The sequence below is a fragment of the Allobosea sp. TAB14 genome, assembly GCF_052113865.1.
Classification (GTDB): domain Bacteria; phylum Pseudomonadota; class Alphaproteobacteria; order Rhizobiales; family Beijerinckiaceae; genus Allobosea; species Allobosea spartocytisi.
Genome location: NZ_JBFRDQ010000221.1, coordinates 1 through 11,577, shown reverse-complemented (window position 1 = coordinate 11,577; position 11,577 = coordinate 1). Strand labels below are relative to the sequence as shown.

Sequence of the window (11,577 nt, the reverse complement as noted above, 5' to 3'; positions counted from 1 at the left end):
TCACCAATGTCGAGCTGGCGGAGCTGGTGAACCTCTCGCCGAGCCCCTGCCTGATGCGCGTCAAGAAGCTGCAGCAGGAAGGCTACATCACCGGCTATTCCGCCCGGATCAATATCGGCAAGCTCGGCCAGACGCTGACGGTCTTCACCGAGGTGACGCTGAAGAACCACCGCCAGGTCGATTTCGCGCGGTTYCTGGCGGCCATCGAGAAGCTCGACCAGGTCATCGAATGCCACCTCGTCTCGGGCGGCTACGATTATCTCGTGAAATTCGTGACCAGCGGCATCATCGAGTACCAGACGCTGATGGAGCGGCTGATCGACCTCGATATCGGCATCGACAAGTATTTCAGCTTCGTCGTGCTGAAGTCGCCCATCGTCAAACCGCACATGCCGCTGACGAGCCTGTTTCCGGTCACGGCGACGAGCTGAGGCGAGCTCAGCGCTTCGAGAAGGCGGCGACGAGCTCCGGATCGCGCTCGAGCGTGTCGAGCCAGGATGGGTCGAGCTTGGGCACCGAGGACATCAGCAGCCGCGCATAGGGGTGGCCGSCGGCCTTGCCGACCTGATCGGCCGGCAACTGCTCGACCTTTACGCCGCGATACATCACCGCGACCTCGTCGCAGATCGCCTGCACCGTCGTCAGGTCATGGCTGATGAAGAGATAGGACAGGCCGAGCTCGCGCTGCAGCTCTTTCAGCAGCTCGATGATCGCCGCAGCGACGACCGTATCGAGCGCMGAGGTGATTTCGTCGCAGAGCACGAGCTCGGGGTCGGCCGCGAGCGCGCGCGCCAGGTTGACGCGCTGCTTCTGCCCGCCGGAGAGCTCGCCCGGCAGCCGGTGCTTCAGGGCGCGCGGCAGGTGCACGAGATCGAGCAGGCGGTCGATGCGCGCGTCGCGGGCCGGCCCACGCAGGCCGTGATAGAAGGCGAGGGGACGGCCGAGGATGTCCTCGATCGATTGCGCCGGGTTGAGCGCGGTGTCGGCCGACTGGAATACGATCTGGAGCTTGCGCAGCTCTTCCGGCGTGCGGTCGCGCGCCAGGGGAGCCATCGGCCGTCCGTCGAAGCGGATATGGCCGGAGGAGGGCGGCAGGATGCCGGCGATGGTCCGGGCGAGGGTCGACTTGCCGCAGCCGGACTCGCCGATGACGCCGAGATTGCGGCCCCGTTCCAGCTTGAAGCTGACGGCGTCGACCGCGAGCATCAGCGGCTTGCCGTCCGGCTGCAATCGACCGTAGCCCGCACTGACGGCGTCGAGCTCGAGGACCGGCTGCGGCGGCGGGCTTGCCGTGGCGGCCGCCTGCGCTGCGACGCGGGCGACGGGCGAGAAGGCCGCCAGCAATTCGCGCGTATAGGGATGCTTCGGCGCGGACAGGATCTGTTCGGTCGTGCCGATCTCCTGGATCTCGCCGCCCTTCAGCACGACGATACGGTCGGCGATCTGGGCGACGACGGCAAGGTCGTGCGAGACATAGACGCCGGCCATCCGGCTTTGCCGCATCACCGATTTGAAGGCGCGCAGCACCTCGATCTGGGTGGTGACGTCGAGCGCGGTTGTCGGCTCGTCGAAGATCACGACCTTCGGATCGCCGATCAGCGCCATCGCGGCCGAGAGGCGCTGCAACTGGCCGCCCGAGACCTGGTGTGGATAGCGCGAGCCGATCGTCTCCGGGGCGGGCAGCGAGAGCGCCTTGAACAGCTCGATGGCCTTGGCCTCGGCGGCGGGGCGCGGCATCAGCCGGTGGATGCGGGTGATCTCGATCACCTGATCCATGATGCGCTGCGCCGGATTGRAGGCGGCGGCCGCGCTCTGCGGCACGTAGGCGACATCGACCCCGCGGACCTTCGCCCGCTCGGCCTCGGAGAGGCGCGCCATGTCACGGCCGGCGATGGAGACGCTGCCGCCGGTGATGCGGCAGCCGGTCCGGGCATAGCCGAGCAGGGTCAGCGCGATCGTGGTCTTGCCCGAGCCGCTCTCGCCGATCAGGGCGACGATCTCGCCTGCGGCGATGTCGAAATCGACGCCCTTGATGATCTCGACGCGCCGGCCGGCATCGGTGGTGGCCTCGACCTTGAGGTCCCGGATTTCGACGAGAGGACTCATCATTCGCTCCGGTCGCGGATCTTCTGCGGCAGGTTGTCGATCAGCATGTTCACCGCGATCGTCAGGCTGGCGATGGCGAAGGAGGGCGCCATCACGGCCGGCGAGCCGAAGGGCAGGCCGCCGATATTCTCGCGCACCAGCGAACCCCAATCCGCCTCGGGCGGCTGCACGCCAAGGCCGAGGAAGGACAGGCCGGACAGGAGCAGCACGATGAAGACGAAACGCAGGCCGACATCGGCCAGCACCGGGCCGATGATGTTCGGCAGGATTTCGGCGCGGATCAGGTAGCTCAGCTTCTCGCCGCGAAGGCGCGCCACCGTGACGAAATCCGCGGTGTTGACGTTGACCGCCAGCGCCCGGGCGAAGCGATAGGAGCCGGGCGTGTAGATGATGCCGAGGATCAGCATCAGCACGGGGATCGAGGAGCCGACGCCGGCAACGGCAACGAGGGCGAAGAGCTTGCTGGGGATCGAGCTCAACGCATCGATGAAGCGGCTCAGCGCCGTATCGAACCAGCCGCCGGTCACGGCCGCCGCCATGCCGAGCGTGACGCCGATGCTGCAGGCGATCAGCGTGGCCGCCAGCGATATGCCGACCGTGTAGCGCGCGCCGAACAGGATGCGCGAGAGCATGTCGCGCCCGAGATAGTCGGTGCCGAGCGGAAACTGCAGGCTCATTGGGCCGAAATAGTCGGTGTCGACGATGTCGCTGATGCCGTGGGGCGTGACATAGGGCGCGAGGATCGCGATCAGCGCCCAGGCGAGGATGACGATCAGGCTGATCCAGCCGGTGAGGTTGAACCGATACCCGGCGCGGCGCTGGCTGGCGGTTGTCGTGTTGGCTGCGTCGATGGCCATGGTCAGCGCAATTTCGGGTTCGACAGGATGGCGATGACGTCCGCCGTCGTGATCAGGAGCAGGTAGACGACGCAGAAGATCATCGCGCAGCTCTGGATGAGCGGCAGGTCCCGCGTCGCCACCGCGTCGACCATCAGCTTGGCGATGCCGGGATAGTTGAAGATCGTCTCGACGATGATGACGCCGCCGAGCAGATAGGAGAGCGACAGCGCGACGGCGTTGACGATGGGGCCGAGCGCGTTGGGCAGCGCATGACGCAGCACGACCCGCGGGCGCGAGGCGCCCTTGAGCTGCGCCATCTCGACATAGGGCGTGTTGAGCGCCTCGACGACGGCGGCGCGGGACATGCGGATCATCTGGGCCGAGATCACGAAGCTCAGCGTGAAGACGGGCATCGCATAGATGCGCAGCATCTCGCCGAAGGAGTGGACGTCCCGCGCGAAGGACAAGGCCGGCAGCCATTTCAGCCAGACGGCGAAGATCAGCACGCCCGCGGTGGCGATCATGAATTCCGGCACCGAGATCACCATGATCGTCGCCATCGTGACCGAGCGGTCGTAAAGCGAGCCGCGCAGCATGGCGGAGGTGATGCCGAGCGCGAGCGCGATCGGTACCGAAAACAGCGCGGTCGCCGCCGCGAGCTGCAGCGAGTTGCCCAGGCGCCCGGCGACGAGCTCCGCGATCGGCCGGTTATTGGCGTAGGAGATGCCGAGATCGCCCGTCAGCATGCCGCCGAGCCAGCGGAAGAAGCGCAGGATCGCCGGGTCGTTCAGGTGCATCGCCGCGCGCAAGCCCGCCACGGCCTCAGGCGTCGCTGCCTGGCCGAGCAGCACCTCGGCCACGTCGCCGGGCAGGATCTGCGTGGCGCAGAACACCACGAAGGAGACGATCAGCAGCGTCAGCAGCGCGACGAGCAGCCGTCCGCCCAGCAGGGACAACAGGTGAAGGTTCATCGACGCTCCCGCAGCTGACACCTCCGAGCGGAGTGTGACACGAAATGCGGGCCGGACGCACGCGCCCGGCCCGCGGGAGAAGCGGGGCTTTAGCCTTCGAGCCAGACATACTCGGCGAAGGCGTAGCCCATCATGCCGCCGAGCGGGTTCGCGAGCAGGCCCTTCAGCTTGTTCGAGATCGCGTCGACATTCGAGATGTAGACCGGGATCGCGGTGCCGGCCTCGTCGGCGACCATCACCTGCATCTCGCCATAGATCTGCTTGCGCTTGGCCTCGTCCAGCGAGCCGCGTGCCTCGAGCAGCATCCTGTCGAACTTCTCCGACTTGTACTGGCTCTCGTTCCACGGCGCCGTGGAGGCATAGAGCAGCGAGAACAGGATGTCCGGCGTCGGCCGCGGATTGATGTTGCCGAAATGGACCGGGGCCTTGAGCCAGTAGTTCGACCAGTAGCCGTCCGAGGGAACGCGCTGGATGTCGAACTTCATGCCGATCGCGTTGCCGGCCTGCTGGACGAGCACGGCCATGTCGACCGAGGAGCCGGCGGCATCCGAGGCGACGATCGGGATCGACTGGCCGAGGACGCCGGCCTTCTGGAAGAGGGACTTGGCCCGCTCGGGATCGAACGCCTTCGGCTTCAAGTCCTTGTTGTGATAGACGTTCATCGGCGGAACAGGCTGGTCATTGGCGATCTCGGCGAGGCCGCGCAGCGCCGACTTCTGGATCTGCTCGCGATTGAGCAGATACTTCATGCCTTCGACGAAACCCGCCTTGTCGCCAGGCGCCATGTCCAGCCGCATGTTGAGGTTCGTGTAGTTGCCGGTCGTGGTCTTCGACAGCACGACATTCGGCTGGCTCTCGACCAGGCGCATCGAGCGCGGATTGATCGCCGCGGCGAGGTGGATGTCGCCCGAGAGCAGCGCATTGACGCGCGCGGTGTCGTCGGTGATCGCGAAGAACTCGAAGGAGTCGAGGTTCGCCCCGCCGGACTTGAAGTAGTTCTTGTTCCTGACCGCGATCGAGCGCACGCCGGGCTCGAAGTTCTCGCAGGTGAAGGCGCCGGTGCCGTTCGCCTTGGCGAAGTTCGTCGTGCCGTCGGCGATGATCATGAAATGGTGCGTCGACAGGATGGTCGGCAGGTCGCCATTGGGCGCCGCGAGCGTGATCTCGACGGTGAGCGGGTGACGCCCTTCTTGAGCGTGACGGTCCAGACCTTGGCGTCCTTGGTCTCGAATTTCTCGGCGAGCTCCATCTGCAGCTTGCCGTCCCCGTCCAGGAAGGTCAGGCGGTTGTAGAAGGCGCAGCAGCGGACATAGTCCGTCGAGAGCGAGGCCTTCGCCGGGTCGAGCGTATCGGCGGTCGAGGAGGACCAGCCGGCCGCCTTCAGGTTGCCGCCCTTGACGGGCGTCGCCGCGAGCGCGGAGGTGGCGCGCGTCAGTACGAGGCTGCCGGCGGAAGCGGCAAGGCCGCCGGCCATCAGCATCTGCAGGAGATCGCGGCGGCTGGCGCCGCGGCGGATCGCGTTCTCGACGAAGACGTCGTCGGCGCTCGTCCAGTTGGGCGTGATCTTGTCGGTCATCGTCATTCCCCTGTTTCGGTTGGTGCCGGCGTTTTGGTGCCGGCTTTTCTTCGATCCCGGCGTCTTCAGGCGGCCAGGCTGGACTCGACGGCGTCGGCGAGCCCGGCCATCGAGGTGAAATGGAAGTCGGGCTCGGTGAAGTTCTCGGGCTCGATCGTGCCGCCATAGCCGGGCTGGGCGTGGCGGCGCTGGATCCAGCAATTGGTCAGGCCGAGCCGGCGCGAGATGCCGATGTCGTGATACTGGCTCTGCGCGACGTGCAGGATCTGGTCGCGCGAGCCGCCATCCGTCTCGACGAAGGCGAAGACCTGCTCGAAGAAGCGCGGATCGGGCTTTTCCGTGCCGGTGTCATCGACGGTGAAGCCGGCGTAGAACGGATTGCCGAGCGCGCGGGCGAAATGCTCGAAGGCCCAGCGCTGGGCGTTCGTCATGGCGATGAGCTTGTAGCGCTTCGACAGGCGGGCGAGCGCGGCGGCGCTGTCGGGGAAGGGCCGCCAGTCCTTCACGGCATCGCGCAGGCGCCGGCCATGGCTCTCACCGGCCGGCAGGCCGAGCTTCGGCGCGATCACGCCGTAGACGCGGACGAGATCGTCCGGAAAACGCTGCACATCCGGCATGTAGCGGGCGGAGCGGTAGAGGTTCAGCGCCTGTTCCCCGTCGAAGGCGACGCCGGCCTCGCGGGCGATGGCCGCCAGCGTATCGACGAGACCGCCCTCGAAATCGATCAACGTGCCCACGACATCGAACGTCATGTAGCGGAAATCGCCAAAGCTCTTCGTCATCGTCTCTCCGCGTCGCTTGCCGCGCAGGCGCCGATGCTTCGGCGCCGCCGCATCGTTTCAGTCCGCCTTGCGGGCTTCCGCGGCGGTCGTGCCCTGTTCCCCGGCCGCATCTGCGTCGGCCTCGACCCAGTCTCCCACAGACGGCTCGCCGGATTCACCGAATGTCGAAAACCGGACGGCACAAAATTCCGAATTCGCCGCTGCTGCGGAATATCGGCTTCCCTTGGGGCAAAAGAGAGGATGGATCCCATCCTCCCCGATGCCCTGGAGGCCGGCGTTCACGCCATCGCGGCGCGCACATCCGGGTCGGCCAGCGTCTCGTCGAGGGTCTTGCGGGTCCGCTCCACGATGGCGTCGATCTCGGCCTCGGTGCAGCACAGCGGCGGCGCATAGCCCAGCACGCCGTTGCCGAAGGCCCGGATGACGAGGCCGTTGTTCCAGGCGCGGTCGAAGACGCGCTGGGCCGGCGCCGAGGCGGCCGGCAGCGGCGTCTTCTTCGCCTTGTCGGTCACCAGCTCGACGGCGGCCAGCATGCCGCGGCCGCGGACCTCGCCGACGAGTGGATGGTCGCTCAGGCTCTCCAGCCCCGCCATCAGCCGCGCGCCGGCCTTGCGGCCGTTCTCCAGCAGGCCGTTTTCATAGAGCCGCAGCACTTCGAGCCCCACCGCCGCACTGACCGGATGGGCCGAATAGGTATAGCCATGGCCGACCGCCGCGGCGCCGGAGCCGTCGGCGATCACGTCATAGACCTTCTGCGACATCAGCACCGCGCCCATCGGCACATAGCCGGAGGTGAGCCCCTTGGCGGTCGTCATCAGGTCCGGGACGATGCCCTCSKCCTCGCAGGCGAASAKCGGGCCGGTKCGKCCRAAGCCGGTGATGACCTCGTCGGCGACGAASAGGATGTCGAGYTCGGCGCAGAGGTCGCGCATCGCCTTGACCCAACCCGGCGGCGGCACGAGGACGCCGCCCGAGCCCTGGATCGGCTCGCAATAGAAGGCGGCGACGCGTTCGGCTCCCCCGACTTCGTCGACCTTGGCCTTCAGCGCCGCGAGCGAGGCGGCGATGACGGCGGCCGGATCGGAGCCGACGGGATTGCGGTAGGTATAGTGCGACGGAATTTTGTGCTGCCAGTCATAGGGCACGCCGAAGCCGGCATGGAAGGCGGGCAGGGCGGTGAGGCCGGCGCCGACGGTCGAGGAGCCGTGATAGCCCTGCTCGATCGAGATGAACTGGTCCTTCTGCGGCTTGCCGCGCGCCTGCTGGTAGTAGCGGATGAAGCGCACCGTGCTGTCGACCGCGTCCGAGCCGCCGAGCGTGAAGTAGACGCGGTTGAGGTCGCCCGGCGCACGCTCGGCGAGCTCGGCCGCGAGCCTGATCGCCGGTTCGGAGCCCAGGCCGAAATATCCCGTGGCATAGGCGAGCTCGCGCATCTGGTTCGCCGCGGCCTCGACGATGCTCTCCTGCCCGTAGCCGGCATTGACGCACCACAGCCCGGCGAAGCCGTCGATGAGCTGACGGCCTTCGGCGTCGGTGATCGTCGCGCCCTTCGCGGAGCGCAGGACCCGCACGCCCGCCTTCTCATGGCCGCGATAGGACGCGACAGGGTGGATCCAGTGGTCACGATCGAGCTCGATCAGCGAATTGCTCAACATGGCGGTTCTCCAGTTTATCCGAGCGCCTGGCTGGCCAGGGCGAAGGGTTTGGCGGGTCCGGACGGCTGCCGGCCAGTCGCGTTGCGGTCCATGACGATGCCGCCGCCGACGCCCACGAGGCCCCGCGCGGAAAGCCATGGCGAAAGCTCCCGCCACTCGGCGGTATCGACGCGCAGGAAGGCGCCCGGTCGGCTGGCGATCAGGAAGCTCATGAGGCTCTGCGCCTGTTCCAGGGTCTTCGCGACGACCGGGCCGATCACCTCGCCGCGGCCGAACGGGCGCAGCGCGGCATAGCCGACGATCCGGCCGGCTTCGCGCAGGACCACCATTCGCCCGGCCTCGGTCAGGAGCCTGAGCAGAGGGCGGCGCTCCATTCCCAGCGCCTCGAGATCGAGCGCAGCGATAGCGGGGAAATCCTCCGGACCGGCCCAATCCAGCTCGATGGCATCGTTCGCCGCATCGGCCGGCAGCGGCGTGGGGATGCCCTGGTGCTGCCGGATCTCGTGGGTCGCGTTGAACCCCAGCTTCTCATAGAGAGGCAGGCCGTCCGCGGTCGCGGTGAGGCGGCACTCCCGCGCGCCGCAGGCTTGCAGGACGGCATCCATGAGCTTCCGGCCGAGGCCCCGCCCGCGCATGTCGGCTGCCACGATCACCGTGTTGACGGTCGCGTCATCGTCCCCGAACGGTGTCAGCATCGCGGTGCCGACCACGGCATCGCCCTGGAGCGCGACGAAGCCGTGGCTGAGGGCCAGGAGCATCGCCCAGTCCTCGCGCCGATGGGGCCAGCCCGCCTCGCGCGAGAGCAGAACGGCGCCGTCGAGATGGCGTTCGTCGAAGGCGACGAGATCAATCGTTTTCTGGTCCATGATGCTTCGCTTCGTACCCGTTGCATCATGGATAGGCGGTGCGCCGGCGCAGTTGCTCCCGAGGAACGGCCCGGCACGATATCTTCGGCCGTGGGAATGCGCGCCGACCGCATGGAATGCCACGACGGGTGGCGAAGCGCCGGCAATCGGGAAGCGACGTCGGCCGGCAAGATGATGCAGGCGGAACTCTCTGCCATGGTCTCATGGACGGACGGCAGTTTGTGCTTCCTGCCGCAGGCAATGCGGTGCTCGCGCCGTTCCGGCCCCGGCTATGATCCTCGCTGACGGACGCAACCGTTTCGCCACAGGGGATTTCCGCAGATGACCGCCTTCAGGCCCAAATTCGTCACCTTCGACTGCCACGGCACGCTGATCTATTTCGCGATGGATAAGGCCGCGCGCGCGCTCTACGGCGAAAAGCTGGACGAGCCGGCGATGCGGACCTTCATCACGGATTTCTCGGCTTACCGGCTCGACGAGGTCCTGGGCGACTGGAAGCCCTATGAAGAGGTCGTCTACAACGCGCTGGAGCGGACCTGCCGACGCAATGCGGTCGCCTTCCGCCCCGAGGATGCGCGCTGGATCTACGAGCAGGTGCCGACCTGGGGCCCGCATCCGGACGTGCCGGCAGGCCTCGCCAAGGTGGCGAAGGAAATCCCGCTCGTCATCCTGTCCAACGCGCAGAATGACCAGATTCCGCATAATGTCGCCCGGCTCGGCGCACCCTTCCATGCCGTCTACACGGCCGAGCAGGCCCGATCCTACAAGCCGCGCATGAAGGGCTTCGAATACATGTTCGACATGCTGGGTTGCGGCCCGGAGGACGTCTGCCACGTCTCCTCCTCGTTCCGCTACGACCTGATGACCGCGCATGACCTCGGCATCAAGAACAAGGTCTGGGTCAATCGCGGCCACGAGCCGGCGAACCCCTATTACGGCTATGTCGAGATCAAGGACATCGGCGGGCTGCCGGGCGTCTTCGGCCTCTGAAGGCGCGGGACCGATGCAGTTCAAATCCTATTGGCACGACACGGCAGCGCCCTTCACCGGCGCCGCCGAGGGGCCGGTCGAAGGCAGCTATGACGTCGCCGTGATCGGCGGCGGCTTCACCGGGCTCGCCGCTGCGCGCCAGCTCGCGATGGCCGGCGCGAAGGTCGTGGTGCTGGAGGCGCACAGCGTCGGCTATGGCGCCTCGGGCCGCAATGGCGGTCATCTCAACAACGGCCTCGCCCACAGCTTCATCGCCGCTAAATCGGCGCTGGGCACCGAGCGCGCGGTCGCCCTCTATCGCGCCTTCGACGATTCCGTCGACACGATCGAGCGCATCGTTGCGGAGGAGGGCATCGACTGCGCCTTCCGGCGCGCCGGCAAGCTCAAGCTCGCCTCCAAGCCCGAGCATGTCGCCGGGATCGCGCGGAATTTCGAGGTGCTGCATCGCGAGGTCGATCCCGACACCGCCATGTTGAGCCGGGCCGACCTCAAGGGCGAGATCGGCTCCGACGCCTTCCATGGCGCGATGCTCTCCAAGAAGAGCGCGATGATGCATATGGGCCGCTTCGTCGCCGGCCTCGCCACGGCGGCGGTACGGCACGGCGCCGTCATCCATGAACATGCGCCCGTGACGGAGCGACGGCAGGAGGGCGGCCGGCATGTGCTGGAGACGCCGCGCGGCAGCGTCTCGGCAAAGGAGGTGCTGGTGGCGACCGGGGCCTATACGGCCGGTCCCTTCTCCTGGTTCCGCCGGCGCATCGTCGCCGTCGGCTCGTTCCTGATCGCGACGCGGCCCTTGAGCGCGGCCGAGGTCGCCATGACCATGCCGGGCAACCGCACCGCGGTGACCTCGCTCAACATCGGCAACTACTTCCGCCTGGCGCCGGACAATCGGCTGATCTTCGGCGGGCGGGCGCGCTTCTCCGCCACGTCGGACCAGACCTCCGACGCCAAGAGCGGCGCCATCCTGAGGGAGAGCCTTGCCCGGATCTTCCCGCAACTCGCCGATGTCGAGATCGACTATTGCTGGGGCGGCCTCGTCGACATGACCAAGGACCGCTATCCCCGCGCTGGCTACGAGGACGGCGTCTGGTATGCGATGGGCTATTCCGGCCACGGGGCGCAGATGTCGACCCATCTCGGCATGATCATGGCCGATGCGATCCTCGGCCGGCCCGATCGCAACCCGCTGAAGGGGCTGTCCTGGCCGGCGGTGCCGGGCCATTTCGGCAAGCCCTGGTTCCTGCCGCTGGTCGGCTACTACTACAAGATGCTCGACCGCATTCAGTGAGCGCGGAGGCCTGCGGGCCCAGGACGACCTCGCGATCAATCGCGGGGCGTCGGCCGATGCCAGCTCTTTGGTCTCGGCATTTGATCGATCGTCGCAGGCATGGTGGAACGCGGATGGGCACGCGCCGGAACAGGTTCCGGCGCGTGCCCATGTTCGTCATTGCGGCAATGGCTCATCCGGCGTCGCAAGCTTCGCGGGATCTCAAAATGCCGCCGGCGTCCTTCAGCGGACCGGTGGGGCGTATTGCAGGCCGCCCTCGGTCCAGAGCGCGTTCTTGCCGCGGGCGATCTTGAGCTCCGAGCCCTGGCCGACGCTGCGCTCGAAGGATTCGCCGTAGTTCCCGACGAGCTTGACGATGCGGTAGGCCCAGTCGTTGGTCAGGCCGATGCCTTCGCCGAACTTGCCCTCGGCGCCGAGCAGGCGGCGGATCTCGGGATTGTCCGACTTCAGCATCTCGTCGACATTGGCCTTGGTGACGCCGAGCTCCTCGGCGTTCAGCAT

At 67.1% G+C, this 11,577-nt stretch carries 9 protein-coding genes and 2 pseudogenes; 3 read left to right on the top strand and 8 right to left on the bottom strand.

The window, feature by feature from the left end:
• The coding region (locus tag AB4Y99_RS24170; protein WP_441525105.1) for an Lrp/AsnC family transcriptional regulator at positions 1-431 on the top strand (431 nt) is incomplete at its 5' end.
• 7 nt (positions 432-438) lie between these two features.
• Here AB4Y99_RS24170 and AB4Y99_RS24165 read toward each other — a convergent pair.
• The 7 genes and pseudogenes from AB4Y99_RS24165 to AB4Y99_RS24135 form a co-directional block, all read right to left on the bottom strand.
• Positions 439-2,106, bottom strand: a complete 1,668-nt coding sequence (locus tag AB4Y99_RS24165) for an ABC transporter ATP-binding protein (protein ID WP_441525104.1) — start codon at positions 2,104-2,106, stop codon at positions 439-441.
• Entirely contained in the window at positions 2,106-2,963 is an 858-nt protein-coding gene (locus tag AB4Y99_RS24160) for an ABC transporter permease (protein WP_112763491.1), read from the bottom strand. Before AB4Y99_RS24160 ends, AB4Y99_RS24165 begins: the two co-directional genes overlap by 1 nt.
• 2 nt (positions 2,964-2,965) lie before the next feature.
• Positions 2,966-3,916, bottom strand: a complete 951-nt coding sequence (locus AB4Y99_RS24155) for an ABC transporter permease (RefSeq protein WP_441525103.1) — start codon at positions 3,914-3,916, stop codon at positions 2,966-2,968.
• Between the two features lie 89 nt (positions 3,917-4,005).
• Positions 4,006-5,492 (bottom strand): annotated as a pseudogene (locus AB4Y99_RS24150) (ABC transporter substrate-binding protein).
• Positions 5,493-5,557: 65 nt separating this feature from the next.
• Positions 5,558-6,274: an HAD-IA family hydrolase gene (locus AB4Y99_RS24145; protein ID WP_441525102.1), complete on the bottom strand. Its 717-nt coding sequence runs from the start codon at positions 6,272-6,274 to the stop codon at positions 5,558-5,560.
• A 278-nt stretch (positions 6,275-6,552) separates the two neighbouring features.
• On the bottom strand, positions 6,553-7,929 hold the full coding sequence (locus tag AB4Y99_RS24140; protein ID WP_441525101.1) for an aspartate aminotransferase family protein: 1,377 nt from the start codon (positions 7,927-7,929) through the stop codon (positions 6,553-6,555).
• A 14-nt stretch (positions 7,930-7,943) separates the two neighbouring features.
• The gene (locus AB4Y99_RS24135) at positions 7,944-8,795 is read right to left on the bottom strand and encodes a GNAT family N-acetyltransferase (RefSeq protein WP_142020347.1); all 852 of its coding nucleotides are present in this window, start codon (positions 8,793-8,795) and stop codon (positions 7,944-7,946) included.
• 321 nt (positions 8,796-9,116) lie between these two features.
• Here AB4Y99_RS24135 and AB4Y99_RS24130 point away from each other — a divergent pair, with 321 nt between their 5' ends.
• Together AB4Y99_RS24130 and AB4Y99_RS24125 are read left to right on the top strand one after the other, a co-directional pair.
• On the top strand, positions 9,117-9,785 hold the full coding sequence (locus AB4Y99_RS24130) for a haloacid dehalogenase type II (RefSeq protein ID WP_113252197.1): 669 nt from the start codon (positions 9,117-9,119) through the stop codon (positions 9,783-9,785).
• A 13-nt stretch (positions 9,786-9,798) separates the two neighbouring features.
• Complete coding sequence (locus AB4Y99_RS24125) at positions 9,799-11,076, top strand: NAD(P)/FAD-dependent oxidoreductase (protein ID WP_441525100.1); 1,278 nt, start codon at positions 9,799-9,801, stop codon at positions 11,074-11,076.
• Positions 11,077-11,298: 222 nt separating this feature from the next.
• Here the strand turns inward: AB4Y99_RS24125 and AB4Y99_RS24120 are convergent.
• Positions 11,299-11,577: pseudogene (locus AB4Y99_RS24120) on the bottom strand (amino acid ABC transporter substrate-binding protein); the annotation flags it as partial.

Excerpts from the sequence above, each read along its gene's own strand:
- AB4Y99_RS24160 (WP_112763491.1), bottom strand. The coding sequence starts at position 2,963 with ATGGCCATCGACGCAGCCAACACGACAACCGCCAGCCAGCGCCGCGCC.
- AB4Y99_RS24155 (WP_441525103.1), bottom strand. The coding sequence starts at position 3,916 with ATGAACCTTCACCTGTTGTCCCTGCTGGGCGGACGGCTGCTCGTCGCG.
- AB4Y99_RS24145 (WP_441525102.1), bottom strand. The coding sequence starts at position 6,274 with ATGACGAAGAGCTTTGGCGATTTCCGCTACATGACGTTCGATGTCGTG.
- AB4Y99_RS24135 (WP_142020347.1), bottom strand. The coding sequence starts at position 8,795 with ATGGACCAGAAAACGATTGATCTCGTCGCCTTCGACGAACGCCATCTC.
- AB4Y99_RS24130 (WP_113252197.1), top strand. The coding sequence starts at position 9,117 with ATGACCGCCTTCAGGCCCAAATTCGTCACCTTCGACTGCCACGGCACG.
- AB4Y99_RS24125 (WP_441525100.1), top strand. The coding sequence starts at position 9,799 with ATGCAGTTCAAATCCTATTGGCACGACACGGCAGCGCCCTTCACCGGC.